Here is a 16,973-nt window from a genome sequence, read left to right as displayed (position 1 = left end):
TGAGAGCCGACGATGAGCAAACTGAAGAGCCTGGACGAACTGTTCGCAGGCCGTCACTTTGACCGTGAAGTGATCATTCTGTGTGTTCGCTGGTATTTGCGCTACAAGCTTAGCCTGCGCGATCTGGTCGAAATGATGGCGGAACGAGGTCTCTCGCTGGCGCACACGACGATCCTGCGCTGGGTGCGGCGCTATGCGCCGGAGTTCGTCAAACGGTGGAACCGCTTTGGCAGGCCCACTGGCCAGTCGTGGCGCGTCGACGAGACTTACCTCAAACTGCGCGGCAAGTGGGTCTATCTTTATCGGGCGGTGGATCGGGCAGGCCAGACGGTAGACTTCATGCTCAGCGCCAGGCGCGACGTGAAGGCGGCAAAAGCCTTTTTCAAAAAGGCAATCAAGCATCAGGGGCAGCCACCGAAGACCATCACGCTCGATGGTTATGCGGCCTCGCATCGCGCTGCGCGCGAAATGCAGGTCGATGGCTTGCTGCCTGAGGACACGAAGGTCCGATCCTCGAAGGCAGTATGACTTTCCGTGAGGCAGGGGCTGGCCAGCCGTGACGAATCAGACGCGGGTTAGCATTGCTGCCAGAGCCGCACGGTGTGGACAGCGCCACACCCGGCGATTTCCGGCACGGAGGCCAGCATGGAAAACGATAGCACGGTGTACGTCGGTCTGGATGTTCACAAGGATTCAATCACGGTCGCCTACGCGATCGGCATGGGCGAGGTGGAACTGCTTGGCAAGATCGGTACGACGAAGGCAGATATCGACCGCCTGTGCAGGCGCCTGCAGTCAAAAGGGCGACACGTACGCATCGTCTACGAAGCGGGTCCGTGTGGTTATGGGCTTTACCGGCAGCTCGTCCAGAAGGGATTCGACTGCATCGTGTGTGCACCATCGCTGATTCCGAAGAAGCCCGGCGAGCGCGTGAAGACGGATCGGCGCGATGCGATCAAACTGGTGCGAGCGCTGCGCGCCGGTGACCTGTCAGCGGTCTATGTCCCGGGCGTCGAGGATGAGGCATTCCGGGATCTGGCGCGGGCATGGGCCGGTGCCAGAGACGATCTGAAGCAGGCGCGGCAGCGGCTGAAGTCGTTCCTGCTCTCGCATGGCGTGCACTATACCGGGAACGCGAACTGGGGCGCCGCCCATCGGCGCTGGCTCAGCGCATATTCATTCGGGCACCCGTGGCGGCAACTGGCGTTTGACGAACACCGGCGCACGATCGAGGACCGACTCGCGCAGTGTGATCGCCTCGAAGCAGCGCTACGCGAGGCAGTCGTCAACTGGCGGTTTTATCCAGCCCTGCTGGGACTGCAGGCGATGCGGGGCGTGCAGTTCGTCACGGCCGTCGGGATACTGTCGGAACTGGGCGACCTGTCACGCTTCGAACATCCACGTCAACTGATGGCATGGCTGGGGGTGACGCCGTCGGAACATTCCTCGGGCGACAAGCGACGTCGGGGTAGCATCACCAAGACCGGCAACAGCTACGCCAGAAAGCTGCTGGTCGAGGCGGCCTGGAGCTACCGGCATCCTGCGCGCGTGAGCCGCGACATCCAGCGTCGGCACGAAGGTATTCCGAAGGCCATTATCGATCGCGCCTGGGACGCGCAGGTCCGGTTGTGCCGGCGATACCGGAAGCTGGCAGTGCGCGGCAAACACGTCAATATCGCGACGGTCGCCGTCGCCCGTGAACTAGCGGGCTTCATCTGGGACATCAGCCGCCTGGCGATGTCGCTTGCCACGTCACGCAGCGCACAGACCGCGTAAGCCGCCCGCCACTCAACGCAAGACAACAAGTGGAGGAGTTTCCTGAAGGCGGCGTAGCCCGGCACTCGAGTAACCCGCGAAGATATTTCGCAACGGGCATCACCAATTTGCGGCCCAAGACAGCGGCAGGCTCATGAGGCGGACCTCTGTAATGCGGTAGCCAATCCGCGGATATCAGTGTGATCCACCGTCGACCTTACTGCTACGCCGCCCTCAGGGAATTCTCGCGCCTATGAAAAAGCGAAAAATCAACATCGCGATTGACATGGAAAGTCATATCAATATCTCAATAATCTGGTCGAGCAGGACCACCGCAATATCAAGTCCCGGACGAAAGTCATGCTCGGTTTCAAACGTTTCAGGAACGCAGCGATCACTCTCTCAGGTATCGAATTGGTACATCGTATTCGCAAAGGCCAATTCAGCCTCGCGAAGCTCGACCTCAAAGATACCGCTGCGCCCGCAGTTTGGAAGGCCGTGCTGTCTGCTTGATGAGGTCTCCGTTCTACAGAAATCTCGTCCAGACCGTCTATTTGCACCGGAGCCCTGTTTAGTAGCCCCTCGGGAGTCTTTTTGAAACCGGTTCTGGACGACTACGTTGGCACACCCTTATGAACGGGAAGACATACCTTGATCGTAGTGCCGTTTCCCGGCGAACTGACAAGATTGATTTGGCCACCCAGCATCAGGACGCGCTCCTCCATCCCCGCCAGTCCGAACGATCTCTTTCTGGTCGCCAGAGGATCGAATCCTTTTCCGTCATCCCGTACTTCCAGCAGACAGGCATCCGGCGTTCGCTCGAGCGTGATGGTGACCTGCGTGGCCGCAGCGTGACGGGCAACATTGGTCAGCGCCTCCTGGGCGACGCGAAACAGCACGATAGCGCGGTCCTCGCTCAGCACGAGAGTCTCGTCCTGCACGCGGAGGCGACACACCGTGCACGGATTCCGGTTGAATTCGGCAGCGAGCCACTCGAGCGCAGCCACAATGCCTGCGTCGAGTGCAGCAGGGCGTAGCGACGCGATGACGCCTCGGACAACCTGCATGGTGGTGTCCACCAGGGAGGTCAATCCCCGGGCCTGTTCGACGAGCTGAGGGTGGCCGTCGCCAAACTGCATAGCTAATACCGACGCCCTCATACGAAGCGCGGTGAGGTGTTGCCCCAGTTCGTCGTGCATTTCCCGAGCAATGTGCTTGCGCTCTTCCTCCCGAGCCGTCTCGCGACGGGAGGTGAGTTCCCGCAGCATCTCGTAGGACTCGCGCAAGCGGTGCTCTGCTTTCTTGCGGTCCGTCAGGTCGAGCACGAAAGCGACACCCTCGTTTCCGCCCTCGTCGAACGTGGCGACGCCGATCAGCACGGGCACGCGGCTGCCGTCTTTCCGGAAGTACTCCTTTTCGAACGGTTCCAGGCGCCCAGTCACTTTCTGTTGTGGTATCCATTGACTCAGGTCACGGGCGAGCCATTCTGGTGGCGTGAGGTCCATCCAGCGTAGCCGGCCCGCCATGAGGTCCTCGCGCTCGTATCCCACGATGCGCAGAAACGCGTCGTTGGCCTCGAGAACGTGACCATCGAGATCCCATATGAAAATACCGATGATGTTGGCGTCGACAAGGCGCCGGATCTTCGCTTCGCGTTGTTCGAGTTCGCGGTACAAGCGGGTATTCTCGAGCGAAGTCGCCGCCTGGGAAGCAAGGAGCCGAAGCACCGCAATCCGGGCCGGCGCGAAGACGCGCGTGGTCAGATTGTTTTCGAGGTACAGCGCACCGATGAGCTTCGCCTGATTCATCAGGGGCAGGCAGAGAATGGAACGGGCGCGTTGCCCACGGATGTAAGGATCGGAAGCAAACGGGGGCTCGGCTGCGGCATCGTCGAGCATGACGCTCTCCCGGGTGCGCAGGACATAGTGAAGGACCGACTCCGGCAGCACCGTCGCGGTGACGGGCTCGTCGTACAGCTGCACGTTGAACGTGTCGCCGCCGGTCGTAGCTGCTGCAGCGATGCGCTGCTCACCGCAGCGTGGCAGAATCAACAGGCCGCGCTCGGCGCCGGCCTGTTCAATCGCCGTGCGCATGAGCGTCTTGATCAGCTTGTCCAGCGCGATCTCGCCCGACACAGCCTGCGACACCTTGATCACAGTGGCGAGGTCGAGGTGTTCAACCGTCGTCGCGATTGTGCTCGTCGGGGCGGGCGCGGACTTTCCAGTCCTAAGGTGCGGATACGCTTCCTCGAGTTGCCGTACCTTCCCGTCGGCTCCCCAACGCAGGTAGCAGTAGCAGGCGTCCTGCAAATACACACGGGCAATTTTCTCAAAACCGTGTGCCGCGTAGAAGCGGGACGCAAGTTCATTGGCGAGCGCCTCATTGTGAGCAAAGCCGTTTGCCTGGGCCGAGCGAATAGCCTGTTCGTACAGACGCTCAGCATCGAAATTGCGCCCCTCCAGGCGAGCGACTTCCGCACCGACCAGCGCGGCGCGGTTCTCGAAATTCTCCGGACAGTTTTCCGCCCAGATCTCCAGTTGCCTGTGATGCGCAGCCACAGCGTCCAGGTGCTGCGGTCGCTCCTCGGCTGGTGCGCAGGCGCACCAGGCGGCTCGGGCCAGTGCGGCGTAAAAGTGATAGTCGGCATCCTCGAGGTGCGCGGATGAGATCCAGAGCAGCCGTTGCGCCTTCGATGCGGCGTCCATGGCCGCCGCATAGTCGCCGGCCATATAGCGCGCCTGCAATTTCCGAATCCAGTACCCACACGCAGCCAGCTTCAAGGCCGGATTGCTGGACAAATGCTGTTCGATACGAAGCTCATTGAACTGCCCGTCGTCAAGGCAGCCGAATTTCAGCGTCAAGCCACGGAGCATCCGGATCAATGCGAGCCGCGCTGCGATGATGTCGATGACGAGGCCGAAGCGCGCCTTCTCGACGAACGCGAGGCCACGTTCGCCTTCGCCTTGCACCTCGGGCAGAGGATCGCCGGCGAAGAGCAGGTCCGAGTTGAGACCGTCGCACGAATAGGCTGCATGCGTGAGGTCTCCGATCCGGTTCGCCGCGTCGAACGCGCGGCGCAGCAGATCACAGCAAGCACGCACGTGTTTCATCCAGGGCACGACGAAAACCGCGAAGCAAAGATAGGTGCTCGCCTCGAAGCGTTTTAGTCCACGTCGTTCGGCCAGCTCGAAGCCGAGCTGGCCGAACCGGAATCCGGCCTGGTAGTCGCCGAAACGCGGTCCGGCGATCCTGGCGAGCATGACATAGGCGACGCATGAAGCATCGCAGTTGCCGACTTCGAGGCTTAGACTGACCGCCTTGCAGTTCGCCAGGGAAGCCAGGTTCGCATCGGTAAACACGGCCGGCGGCAAGAGCTTACTCAGAAGCGCGACGGTCGCGAGGGAGGCCGGGTCCTTCATCAGTGGCAGGTCGATGAGATCCTCGATGGCCCGGCCCCGAAGCAGTGACCAGACGCGCGCGTATTCGCGTCGCACCTCGTCATCTTGCGGATGGGGTGACCACTCAATACCGACAAGCCGAAGGTAGTCAAGACCCACAGCGACCGCGCGGCCGCTCTGATCCAGGGTCGTGCAGACATCCATGTGCAGGCATGCAATCTTGGCTTGTTCGACCGTTGTCGTGGCGCGACTAGACAGCGCCGCCAACCGCTCTTCAGCGACAGATAACTGGCCCGTTAAGAATTCGCAATCAGCCCGGTTCAGCTCCAGCGCAAAGATCAGCGCATGCCGGCGCTCCCAGCAATCGTCCTCCAATAGTTCAGCACCGGTGACGAGATAGGTGAGCGCCGAGGCATAGGCTGTCGACCCCTTGGCGCGCTGGCCCGCGAGCAGGTTGAGCTCAGAAAGTTGGTCCCGTTCCTCTTGTTGGGTGATCAGCGCGGCACCGCGGTTGAGCTGACCCACGATCTCGAAGATCGCCTCCTCCCGCTGCTCCGGCGGCGTCTGCGCGGCGAGCAACCGCCCGATCCGCAGATGGCCCTCGGCGCGTGAGGCTTCCGGGATCAGCGAATAGGCGGCTTCCTGAATCCGGTCGTGAACAAACCTGTAGGAGCCCTCCAGCCGCTCGACCAGTCCCTGCTGGACCGCCGGCCACAACGACGCGTGGGCCTGCTTTGTCGAAGTTCCGAGAACGATCGCAAGCATCGCGATCGCCGCGACGTTGCCGAGACAGGCGAGCTGCAGCAACGCCCGCTGCGTTTCGACTGGCAAGCGAGTTAGCTTGCCAACCATGAGGTCCACGACATTCTTGGTGTAACCCTGGGCATGAATGCGAGCGAGATCCCAGCGCCAGCACGCCGCGTCATGATCGAAGCGGAGCAACCCCTCTTCGGCGAGCGCGTAGAGAAACTGAATCACGAAGAACGGATTGCCGGCGGTCTTCGCATGGACCAGCTGCGCCAGCGGCGCGGCGCGTTCCGGCTCGCCGTGAAGGGCATCCGCAATCAACTGCTCCAAGTGCTCGCGAGCGAGCGGCGCGAGTGTGAGCTCCTGCACCTGCGCTCCTGCTAGGCGGATCGCATCGAGCTTGCGCGTCAACGGATGAGCGGCGTCGACTTCATTGTCGCGATACGCGCCGATCAGCATGAGATGCTGCAGGTCAGACCGGGTCAGCAGATCCTCCAGCAGATCGAGTGTCGCCGCGTCGAGCCATTGGAGATCGTCGAGAAACAGCGCCAGCGGATGTTCGGGTCGGGCAAAGACACCCATGAAGCGCCGGAACACGAGCTGGAAACGGCTGTGTGCCTGCTGCGGCTCAAGCTCCGGGACCGGCGGGGGGGCCCCGATGATGAGCTTCAGTTCGGGGACGAGGTCGGTCATGAGCCGCGCATTGGGCTCCAGCGCTTCCAGAAGGGCATCACGCCAGCTCGCCAGCTCCGTGTCTCGCTTGCCGAGCAGCGGCCGCACCAGGCCTTGAAACGCCCGGACCAGCGTCGCATAGGGAATGTCGCGCTTGTACTGGTCGAACTTGCCGGAGGCGAAGAGCCCGCGCGACGGCACCAGCACCTTGTGCAGTTCATTGACGACGGACGACTTGCCGATGCCGGAATAGCCGGAGACGAGCACCAGTTCGGGCGCGCCGCGCTTGACGACCCGATCGAACGCGGCAACCAGGGTATCGACCTCGCGTGCTCGCCCATACAGCTTTTCAGGGATCAGCAGCCGGTCGGGCGTGTCGTGTTCGCCCAGCGGGAAGGCATCGATGCGGTGCTGACGCTCCCAATCGGCCAGGCAGCGTCGCAGGTCGCGCTCGACGCCGGCGGCGGTCTGGTAGCGCTCCTCGGCGGTCTTGGCGAGCAGCTTCATGACAACGTGGGAGAGCTGAGCCGGGACCGTCTCCACCCGTTCGTTGGGCGGCACCGGCTTTCGGGCGATATGGCAGTGCACCCATTCCATGGGGTCGGCGGCCGTAAACGGCAGCGCGCCGGTGAGCATCTGATAGAGCGTGACACCGAGCGCATAGAGGTCGCTGCGGGCGTCGATCGAGCGATTCATCCGTCCGGTCTGCTCGGGCGCCATGTAGGCGAGCGTGCCGGCGATGGTTTCGGGCGGCTCGGGCGGCTGCCGCTCGCGCGGCAGCCGCGAGGCAATACCGAACCCGGTGAGTCGCACCTGTCCGTCCGCGCAGTTCACCAGGACATGGGCGGGCTTGAGGTCCTTATGGACGAGGCCGCGCTGGTGGAGCTTGCCCAGCGCCGCGGCGATGCCGACGGCGAGGCCTACAACACGCCCTACCTCCATGGGCGCGCCGAGTAGCCGCTCGAGTGGCTCACCGCCCGGATCCTCGAGGACCAGCAGGGTCCGGCCGCCTTCGTGCACCAGCTCCAGCGGTCGCACTGCCCACGCGCCGTCCAGTTCATCCTTCAGTCCAAATTCGTGAGCGAGGCGATCCAGGCTGACGGGTGATGGGTGCTCGGCAGCGGGCCGCGCAATCAGTACGTTGTCGCCGCCATCGCCCTGGCGCCGCCCTCGACAGAAGACGCGCTCGTCATCCTCCCACAAGACCTGGAGGCTGTTACCCATCGGCGCCGGAACCATAGGAGGGGGGTTCATCTGCCGCCCGCTGCAGTCATGGTCAGACTGCTGTTTGTCATTGGGTTAAGGAGGGGACGCCAACATGCGCCCGTCTCAACTCGCAGGGTGCACTGGAAAATCAAATTACAACACGGCATCGCCATGGTCAGCAAGGCGCGCAGCAGAAGTCAAGCATCAGCGTACACCTTGGACACCCCGGCGTCACACAGATGTCGGCTCTGAATTCTTAGCTTGAAGAACTCAGACGTGCAGGTTGAAGGCCAAACAGACGTATTCTGTCGAATTCAGGGAGCAGGCGCTGGCGAAGGTCGCAGGGACGGTTGCCGCGGAACTGAATGTGAACGTATTAACCTTGAGGAAGTTCCGACGTATGCCTAACGGCCGAACATCAGCCCGCCTTGCTCGAGGCGACCATTGTTGACATTGAAGCCGTTCTCCAGTTTGAAAATCGCGCTCAGCCCGCTGCCAAGATCCTCTGTTCCTTTAAGACCCCAGCGGCTACCTTGAGCGTAGCCGCTCCGGAGTTCATACACCTTCGAACCTGCGACATTGTTGGTGTAATCGAAGTCTTCATCAATCAGACCGTAAAGCGTCGCAGTAGATTGAGCGAATACCGGCGTTGCGATAGTGGAAATAAAAAGTACAGCAAGTGTGCTTTTTTCATTAAAGTCTCCGAATATAACTACGTGAAAACTTCTTTATCGACGGACCGAATTAACCGCGTATGATCCGTATCTGATCTATCAGCATTACTGATGAAAAATCAGACGTCGTCGGCAGTTTTCTCACGGTCGCGGGCTACTTCAGGCTCCCAGAGAGAAACTGCCCGAGTCGTTCGCTGCACGGCTTAGTCAATACTTCCTCAGGAAGCCCCTCTTCCTCGGTGCGTCCTTGATGAAGAAACACCACATGATTCGATACATTGCGGGCAAACCCCATTTCATGCGTAACCACAATCATTGTGCGTCCTTCGTCTGCGAGCTTTTGCATTACCTTGAGAACTTCACCTACCAGCTCCGGGTCGAGTGCAGATGTTGGTTCATCGAACAGCATGACGTCAGGGTTCATCGCCAATGCGCGCGCAATCGCGACACGTTGCTGCTGCCCTCCCGAGAGATGCGACGGATACTGCTTCTCCACGCGCGGCGCGAGTCCGACTTTCTCCAGGTATTCACGCGCGCGCTCTTCCGCCTCGCGACGTGGCAGCCCGAGCACATGTACCGGCGCTTCAACAATGTTCTCGAGAACGTTCACATGCGCCCAGAGATTGAAATGCTGGAACACCATCGAGAGTTTCTTCCGGATACGCTGCAGCTGCTTCGGGTCCGCGACGTCGAGATAGCCGAGCTTGCCGATGAAACCGACAAGCTTGCGAAACAGATATCGACAAAGGCGAAAGTCGTGCGTGGCGTCATTGCTGGGGACGCCTGAGCGCGGCCAGATGACTTAAGCCTTCACCGCATCGGCCTTGATGCCGACCATCAACGCCAGCCCGCTCAGCACCAGCAAACCTGCGAGAAGGTAGACCGCGAGATCCATGCTGCCCGTACTCGTGCGAATCTGGCCGATCACCCACGGGCTGACGATGCCGCTCGTGATCCCGATGCTGCTGATAAACGCAATGCCGGATGCCGCAGCCTTGCCGGAAAGATGGCTCGTCGGCACGGACCAGAAGATCGGCAGTGCGGCGAAGATCAATACGGCGGCAAGCGACAGAATCGCCAGCATCGTGGGAAAGCTGTTCAGATGCAGCGTCAGTGCCGCCAGCGCCAGCCCGCCGCCGATCGTGCAAAACGCAAAGTGCTTGCGCCGCTCGCCCGTGCGATCGGAACGACGCGCAATCAACATCAGACCGATCGCGCCGATCGCATTCGGCACGACGGTATAGAGACTCACCGACACGACATCCTTGATGCCGAAATCGCGGATCATCAGCGGCATCCAGAAGTTCAACGTGAGCGACGCGCAGGTCAGCGAGAAGTAAATGAACGCGAACAGATAGACGCGCGGATTGAGCAGCGCCGCCGCGAAACTGCGACCGTCGTGCTTGCTGTCCTTCGCCTGGCCTTGCGCGCAGAGTGCAACGAGCCGGTCCTTTTCTTCGTGGGTGAGCCAGTTCGCGTGGTGCGGCTTGTCCACCAGGTAACGCCACGTGAGAAACGCGAGGATCACGGCGGGTGCGCCTTCGATTGCGAACATCCATTGCCAGCCGAACAGTCCCATCACGCCGTTCATGTCGCGCATGATCCAGCCGGAAAACAGGCCGCCCAGCACGCCCGCTACCGCGACGCCCGCAAAGAACACGGACATCACCGCCGCGCGACGATTCGCCGGAAACCAGTAGGTCAGATACAGCACGATGCCGGGGAAGAAGCCGGCCTCGAACACGCCGAGCATGAATCGCAGGATATAGAAGTGCGCGGGCTTCGATACGAACATCATGCACATCGACGCGATGCCCCACAGCAGCATGATGCGCATGAAGGTCTTACGTGCGCCGTATCGGGCGAGCAGGATGTTGCTCGGCACTTCGCATAGCACATAGCCGACGTAGAACACGGCTGCGCCAAGCCCATACATGGCATCGCTGAAGCCGAGATCGTGCTTCATCTGCAATTGCGCAAAACCGATATTGATGCGGTCCAGAAAAGACACGACATAACAGAGAAACAGAAACGGAATGATGCGCCACGCGACCTTCTGAAACATCAGGTGATCGGCCGTGACAGGCGCGACTTGCCGAATGGCGTCGCCATCGAGGGAATGTTGCATGTCTCGCTCCATATGCGTTGCGCGTCTGACTGGAGACGAGCAAGCCCGAGGCGTCTGTGCGCCTTCATGTTCTGAACGGTGAAAGGCCGGACGGCCTTTCCAGGTGTGCTTCGTGCGATCAGTGCGCAGCGCGTGCCGCGCCCTGTTTCGCGATCAGTCCTGCAGCGCGGCCCACATTTCCTTGTCGCGCTGCGCGGTCCAGATACGCGGATGCGTGATGCCGCTCGCTTCGTCATACGCGCGCGAAACGTCGAACGGCAGGCAGTGTTCGTAGATGAACACCTGGCCGAACTTCGGGTCCATCGCCTTGCGCGTGAGCGCCATCGCGCCCTTCAGATCGAGCTTGTCCTTGTACGCGTCGCGGCCGGCTTGCAGCAGCGTCGTCACGAAGTCTTTCGTGTAGTCGAGGCCCTTGTTCACGTCAGCCGGATTGAGTAGCGCGGGGCCGCGTCCCGGCACGAGCTTGTCTGCATTCAGCGCGCGCAATGCCTCGAGCGTCGCGGGCCATTGTTCGAGTTGCGCGTCGCCGCAATAGCAGGCCGCGTCGTATTCGACCAGATCGCCGGAGAACAGCACTTTCTGAGATGGCAACCAGACGACCGTATCGCCCTTGGTATGGCCCGAGCCGAGGTGCGCGATGCGCACTTCGAGCTTGCCGAGGAACAGCGTCATTTCCTTTTCGAACACGAGCGTCGGCCAGGTCAGACCGGGAACGGTTTCGACGCCAGCAAACAGACGCGGAAAGCGCTCGATTTCGGATTTCATATCGGCTTCGCCGCGCTCGACGATCATTTCATAGGTGCCGCGGCTCGCGATCACCTGCTGCGCGCCTTCATTGAAATACGCCGACGCGCCGAGCACGCGCACCGCGTGATAGTGCGATAGCACGACATATTTGATCGGCTTGTCGGTGACGCTGCGGATCTTCGCGATCAGGTCTTGCGCCATCGCGGGCGTGGCAGTCGTATCGACGATCAGCACGCCGTCGTCGCCAATGATGACGCCCGAATTCGGGTCGCCTTCCGCCGTGTACGCATATGCGTTCTCGGACAGTCGGGTCCATGTGATTTTCTTTTCTTCCAGGTCGGCCTGGGATGCAAAAGCCTTTGCCATGTCTGTCTCCGTTATACGACTCGTTGGGGATGAGCTATGGTCGTCGTCATGCGAAAGTTTGTCAATAGCAAAACACCTTGCCGTTAACTAAACTAGGGTAAACTCCGCAGATTGGGGGTTGGGGCTCAATCGGATACCATCTATCCCTTCCATCGCGAGGCACCGAATTGGTCAAATCCGCATCGGGCGAAAGTCCGGGTCATACGACGGCTGACGCGTCGGTCGAGAGGAAGCAACGGGGCATTCAAAGCGTCGAGGTAGGCGGGCGTCTGCTCCAAGCGCTGGCACGGCATCGCGTCCCGCTCGGGCTGACCGAACTGGCGGGCGAGGCACAACTGTCTTCCGCGCAGGCTCACACGTATCTGGTGAGCCTGACGCGTCTTGGCCTCGTCAAGCGCGACGCGCTGACGGGCAATTACGAGCCAGGCCCGTTGTCGTTGCGCCTCGGGCTCATGCATATCGAACAGCAACCGGTGTACCGGATCGCCGCGCCGTACGCGGCAGCGCTTGCCCAGCAAGTCGGCTTCAGCGTGGCGATCTGTGTGGCGGGCGCGCAAGGGCCGACCATCGTGCGATACGAGCGCGGCGGTTTTCCGCTGCATGTAAATCTGCATATCGGTACGGTGATGTCGCTCGAAGCCACGTCCACGGGCCGCATCTTCTGTGCGTTTTACGCGCACGAGCAGGTCCGCCAGATGGCGCGGAGTCAGGCGCTCGCGCCCGATGCATCGTCGCCGGGTAACAGCGCGGCCAGGACGCCGGTGGTCGATGCGCAATGGTTCAAACGCTTCGACGCCATCCGCGCGCGCGGGATCGAGCGCGGCGTCGACGCGCCGAGTCCGGGCGTCAGCAGCTTGAGTGTGCCCGTGTTCGACGCGCAGCAGCGAATGCAGCTTGCGTTGACGGCAATCGGTTCTTCGGGATCGATCGACGTCGGCTGGAACGGCGACGTGGCTCGCCAGTTAATCGAAACCACCCGGCAAGTCACCGAAGCGCTCGTCACCTCGAATTGAAACCATGCACACCGACACTCCGGACACGTCCGGTTTTAACGTAACCGAAACCAGCGATCCGAAAGCGCAACGCGGCATCAGCGCGCTCGACAGCACGGGCGAACTGTTGCTCGCGCTGGTTTCCGCGGGTCGCCCGCTGTCGCTGCGCGATCTGGCCGCCGCCGCCGATATGCCCGCCGCCAAGGCGTTCCCACACCTGGTGAGTTTGCTAAAGGTGGGTCTGCTCAGTCGCGACGACGCGGGCTATTTCAATGCGGGGCCGCTCAGCATGGAGCTAGGTCTGATCGCATTGCAGCGGATGTCGCCGATACGCGACGCCGAACCCGAGATCGTCGCCTTGGCCGCCGAGTCGGGGATGAGCGTCGCGGTCGCGATTCTCGGACCGCTCGGGCCGACCGTAATCCGCTTCGAAGAATCCGCGCGACCGCAGCACGTCAGCTTGCGGGTTGGAACGGTGATGTCGTTCGTGAATACGGCGATCGGGCGGGTGTTTGCCGCGTACCTCTCCGACGACGTGCTGATCGGCCTGCTGGCGCAGGAATCGATCCGGCTGGCGGGCGCGAATGCGGCCGACGTGGTGGTATCTGCGAAAAAAGCCGCGCCGTCGTTGGCGCACACTTATCAGGCGCGACGCACGAAGGTCATGGCAGACGGCATCGACAACGCGCTCGATGCGCCGGTGCCGGGTATCGGTACGCTGGCGGCGCCCGTATTCGATCACACCGGCAGCATTGCCCTCGTGGTCGCGTTGATCGGACCGTCTGGCAGCTTCGACCACAGTTTCGACGGCGCGACCGCGCAAAAACTGCTCGCGGCGACGCGCCGGCTTTCGTGGCGCTTTGGCTGGATCGGCGGCTGACTTTGCGACTCTGCGATCGACCCTGCAATTGACTTCGCGACCGGCAGTGCGGCTGATGCCGACGCGCGGCGCGGGGTTATGCGGAGCGGGGCGGCGGCTCCGCATCGGGTTGCATGGACGGCTCGGCGGCTGCGAAAGCGGGAAGGCTCATCGCGTGACCGGCGATCCTGACTATCGTCGGATAGGCGTCGAGCGGCACGTCGAAGCGCCGCGCGTTCCAGACCTGCGGCACGATGCAGAGGTCGGCGAGCGTCGGCGTATCGCCGAACACGAGCGTGCCGACGCGCGGATCGACCGACAGCCGCTTCTCCAGCGAAGCGAAGCCAAGATCGATCCAGTGCCGATACCACGCGCTCTTCTGCTCGTCCGTGATACCGAGCGTGCCGCTCAGATACTTCAGCACGCGCAGGTTATTCACCGGATGAATGTCGCACGCCACCTGCAACGCCACGGAGCGCACATACGCGCGATCCAGCGCCAGGCGAGGCAACAGCGGCGGCTCCGGATATACCTCGTCCAGATAGTCGATGATCGCAAGCGATTGCGTGAGCACATGCGTCTGATCGCCAACGCTATGCGTCAGCGACGGTACGAGCCCCTCGGGATTGATCGCACGATATGCGGGCTTCAGATGCTCGCCGCCGTCGCGCACCAGATGGACCGGCGACTGATCGAACGGAATCGCTTTCAACGCCAGCGCGATCCGCACCCGATACGACGCCGAGCTGCGGAAATAGCCATGCAGCGTGGGATCGCTCATGCAAGCTCCGGCGCGGGCAGGATCTTCCCAGAACATGTGCCGAAGCCGACGCGATAGCCGTCGCCCTGGCACCATCCGCGTATCGCCACTTCGTCGCCGTCCTGAAGGAACGCGCGCGTGTTGCCGGAAGGCAGCGCGAGCGGGCGCTGGCCGTTCCACGTCGATTCCAGCAGCGAGCCGCACGAATCCGGCGTCGCGCCGCTGATCGTTCCCGAGCCCATCAGGTCGCCGACCCGAACGTTGCAGCCCGAAGCGGTGTGATGCGCGAGTTGCTGCGCCATCGTCCAGTACATGTATTTGAAGTTGGTGCGGCAAATCGTAGACGTCTCGCGTTCGCCCGCGCCGTGCAGATCGACTTCAAGTTGAATATCGAAGCCGTGTCTTCCCGCGTGACGCAGATACGGTAGCGGCTGCGGCGACTGTTCCGGCTGTGCGCAGCGGAATGGGTCGAGCGCGTCGAGCGTCACGATCCACGGCGAAATCGTGGTGGCAAAGCCTTTCGAATTGAACGGTCCGAGCGGCACGTATTCCCACTGCTGGATGTCGCGGGCGCTCCAGTCGTTGAGCAGCACCATGCCGAAGATATGCGCCTCAGCCTGTTCGCACGCAACCGGCTCGCCGAGCGTCGTATTCGTGCCCACGATAAAACCCGTCTCCAGTTCGATATCGAGCTTGCGGCACGCGCTGTAAATCGGGCGATCGCTGTCGGGCGTCTTGATCTGGCCGTTGGGTCGCCTGACGGGCGTTTCGCTGACGACCACCGACGACGCGCGGCCGTTATAACCAATCGGGATTTCGAGCCAGTTAGGCAGAAGGGCGTTCTTCGGATCGCGGAACATCGAGCCGACGTTGGTCGCATGTTCCTTCGACGAATAGAAATCCGTATAGCCCGGAATCTCGACGGGCAGATGCATCCGGGCATCGGCTTGCGCGACCAGCGCCTTCTCGCGCAGCGAAGCGTCGTCGCGCAACGAGGCCGTGTTCGCATCGAGCAGCGACGACAGCTGCGCGCGCACTGCGCGCCACTGCGCCTGTCCGAGCGCGACAAAGCGGTTCAGCGACGCACACGCGAACACGTCGCGGCCCGGTGTCAGCAGCCCGTTATCCGCAAGCGCGGCGAGATCGACAATGCGATCGCCAATCGCGACACCGACACGTGGCGTCGTATTGTTGTTGTCGCTGAACACGCCGAACGGCAGGTTCTGGATCGGAAAGTCGCTGGCTGGATCGTTTGCAGATTTGACCCAGCTTTTACGGCGCGGATCGTTGGCCGCTTGCCACGTCATCGAAGTGGGGTTCGTCATGCTTGCGTCTCCGGCTTGAAGTTTTTCCGCAGACCTTGCCAGCATTCGAAATACTCGGCCTGCAATTGCGAGCTTTCCAGTGCGAACGCAGTCGGGCGAATTATGCGCGGCGTCTCGAACATGAATGCGAGCGTGTTGTCCACCTTATGCGGTTGGGTCGTATCCGATGCCGATGCTTTGCGGAACGTCTCCGCATCCGGGCCATGCCCGGACATGCAGTTATGCAGACTCGCACCGCCCGGCACGAAGCCTTCTTCCTTTGCGTCGTACGCGCCGTACACGAGTCCCATGAACTCGCTTGCGACATTGCGATGGAACCAGGGTGGTCGGAACGTATCTTCCGCGACCAGCCAGCGCGGCGGGAAAATCACGAAGTCGAGCGAGTGCACGCCTTCCGTATCGCTCGGCGATTGCAGCACGAGGAAGATGGACGGATCGGGATGGTCGTAGCTGATCGAGCCGATCGTATTGAAGTGCCGCAAATCGTATTTGTACGGCGCACAGTTGCCATGCCACGCCACCACATCGAGCGGCGAATGCCCGATATCCGCGCTCCACAGATGACCGTCAAATTTGGCGACCAGTTCGAACCGGCCTTCGCGATCTTCGAAAGCCGCATGAGGCGTCAGGAAGTCGCGCGGATTCGCGAGGCCGTTGGAGCCTATCGGTCCCAGGTCCGGCAGCGCGAGCAATGCGCCGAAGTTTTCGCATACGTAGCCGCGCGCCTCGCCATCCGGCAGCGCAACCGAAAAACGTACGCCGCGCGGAATCACCGCAATCTCGAACGGCTCGACATCGAGTACGCCGAGTTCGGTCGCAATCGTCAGGCGGCCTTGCTGCGGCACGATCAGGAATTCGCCGTCGGCGGAATAGAAGAAGCGCTCATGCATCGATGCGGTGGCTGCGTACAGATGAATCGCGCAGCCGCTCATCGACGCCACCGATCCATTGCCCGCCATCGTCACCAGCGAATCGACGAAGTCCACCGGACCATCGGGCATTGGCAGCGGGTCCCAGCGCAACTGGTTGGGCGGCGTCGTCGGCACCGTCGAAAAGTCGCCAACCAGCCGGTCATTCGACAGCCGCGTGAACGGCTTGTGAACAGCGGCCGGACGAATCCGGTAAAGCCACGAACGGCGGTTGTGTGCGCGCGGTGCGGTGAACGCGGTGCCCGACAACTGCTCGGCATACAGCCCTCTTGCGACCTGCTGCGGCGAGTTGCGGCCCACGGGCAGCACGCCCGGCAAGGCTTCGGTGGCGAACTCGTTGCCAAATCCGGACTGGTATCGGTTGTCCGGCACCCCTGTCAGTCCATCTGTGTTTTCCGGCATCTGCTTCTCCGTG

The 16,973-nt window shown here is 61.8% G+C and carries 9 protein-coding genes and 5 pseudogenes; 6 read left to right on the top strand and 8 right to left on the bottom strand.

What is annotated here, in order from left to right:
- Nucleotides 1-12: 12 nt before the first annotated feature.
- The 3 genes and pseudogenes from OKW43_RS32030 to OKW43_RS32020 all read left to right on the top strand — a co-directional run.
- Nucleotides 13-519: pseudogene (locus tag OKW43_RS32030) on the top strand (IS6 family transposase); the annotation flags it as partial.
- Between the two features lie 126 nt (nt 520-645).
- Nucleotides 646-1,776 (top strand): IS110 family transposase, encoded by a 1,131-nt coding sequence (locus OKW43_RS32025; protein ID WP_429448269.1) that lies wholly within the window; start codon nt 646-648, stop codon nt 1,774-1,776.
- 279 nt (nt 1,777-2,055) lie between these two features.
- Nucleotides 2,056-2,268: pseudogene (locus OKW43_RS32020) on the top strand (DDE-type integrase/transposase/recombinase); the annotation flags it as partial.
- A gap of 101 nt (nt 2,269-2,369) precedes the next feature.
- Here the strand turns inward: OKW43_RS32020 and OKW43_RS32015 are convergent.
- The 3 genes and pseudogenes from OKW43_RS32015 to OKW43_RS32005 form a co-directional block, all read right to left on the bottom strand.
- Nucleotides 2,370-7,796 carry an AAA family ATPase gene (locus tag OKW43_RS32015; RefSeq protein ID WP_429452111.1) on the bottom strand — a complete coding sequence of 1,809 codons (5,427 nt, stop codon included), beginning with the start codon at nt 7,794-7,796 and terminating at the stop codon, nt 2,370-2,372.
- Between the two features lie 389 nt (nt 7,797-8,185).
- A pseudogene (locus tag OKW43_RS32010) lies at nt 8,186-8,443 on the bottom strand (porin); the annotation flags it as partial.
- 163 nt (nt 8,444-8,606) lie between these two features.
- Nucleotides 8,607-9,158: pseudogene (locus OKW43_RS32005) on the bottom strand (ATP-binding cassette domain-containing protein); the annotation flags it as partial.
- On the opposite strand from OKW43_RS32005, the gene OKW43_RS32000 reads away from it, so the two are divergent.
- On the top strand, nt 9,081-9,239 hold the full coding sequence (locus OKW43_RS32000; RefSeq protein ID WP_429452109.1) for a hypothetical protein: 159 nt from the start codon (nt 9,081-9,083) through the stop codon (nt 9,237-9,239). The pseudogene OKW43_RS32005 and the gene OKW43_RS32000 overlap by 78 nt on opposite strands.
- A 15-nt stretch (nt 9,240-9,254) precedes the next feature.
- On the opposite strand, the gene OKW43_RS31995 is transcribed toward OKW43_RS32000, so the two are convergent.
- The gene (locus tag OKW43_RS31995) at nt 9,255-10,580 is read right to left on the bottom strand and encodes an MFS transporter (protein ID WP_429452107.1); all 1,326 of its coding nucleotides are present in this window, start codon (nt 10,578-10,580) and stop codon (nt 9,255-9,257) included.
- 153 nt (nt 10,581-10,733) lie between these two features.
- Nucleotides 10,734-11,693 carry an MBL fold metallo-hydrolase gene (locus OKW43_RS31990; protein ID WP_429452105.1) on the bottom strand — a complete coding sequence of 320 codons (960 nt, stop codon included), beginning with the start codon at nt 11,691-11,693 and terminating at the stop codon, nt 10,734-10,736.
- 242 nt (nt 11,694-11,935) lie between these two features.
- Between OKW43_RS31990 and OKW43_RS31985 the strand changes: the two are divergent.
- Both OKW43_RS31985 and OKW43_RS31980 read left to right on the top strand, forming a co-directional pair.
- Nucleotides 11,936-12,644: pseudogene (locus OKW43_RS31985) on the top strand (IclR family transcriptional regulator); the annotation flags it as partial.
- Nucleotides 12,645-12,710: 66 nt separating this feature from the next.
- A complete protein-coding gene (locus OKW43_RS31980; protein ID WP_429452102.1) occupies nt 12,711-13,565 on the top strand; it encodes an IclR family transcriptional regulator in 855 nt (284 codons plus the stop codon).
- A 76-nt stretch (nt 13,566-13,641) separates the two neighbouring features.
- Here OKW43_RS31980 and maiA read toward each other — a convergent pair whose 3' ends face one another.
- From maiA to hmgA, 3 genes are read right to left on the bottom strand one after another with little or no spacing between them, the layout of a single operon-like run.
- Nucleotides 13,642-14,325 carry a maleylacetoacetate isomerase gene (maiA, locus tag OKW43_RS31975; RefSeq protein WP_429452100.1) on the bottom strand — a complete coding sequence of 228 codons (684 nt, stop codon included), beginning with the start codon at nt 14,323-14,325 and terminating at the stop codon, nt 13,642-13,644.
- Entirely contained in the window at nt 14,322-15,629 is a 1,308-nt protein-coding gene (gene fahA / locus OKW43_RS31970) for a fumarylacetoacetase (RefSeq protein ID WP_429452098.1), read from the bottom strand. The genes maiA and fahA overlap by 4 nt, the downstream gene beginning before the upstream one ends.
- A complete protein-coding gene (gene hmgA / locus OKW43_RS31965; RefSeq protein WP_429452096.1) occupies nt 15,626-16,960 on the bottom strand; it encodes a homogentisate 1,2-dioxygenase in 1,335 nt (444 codons plus the stop codon). The genes fahA and hmgA overlap by 4 nt, the downstream gene beginning before the upstream one ends.
- Nucleotides 16,961-16,973 lie beyond the last annotated feature (13 nt).

This window comes from Paraburkholderia sp. WC7.3g, assembly GCF_050436345.1.
In the GTDB taxonomy this organism is placed as follows: domain Bacteria; phylum Pseudomonadota; class Gammaproteobacteria; order Burkholderiales; family Burkholderiaceae; genus Paraburkholderia; species Paraburkholderia podalyriae.
This window is presented reverse-complemented; position numbering and strand designations above follow the sequence as displayed.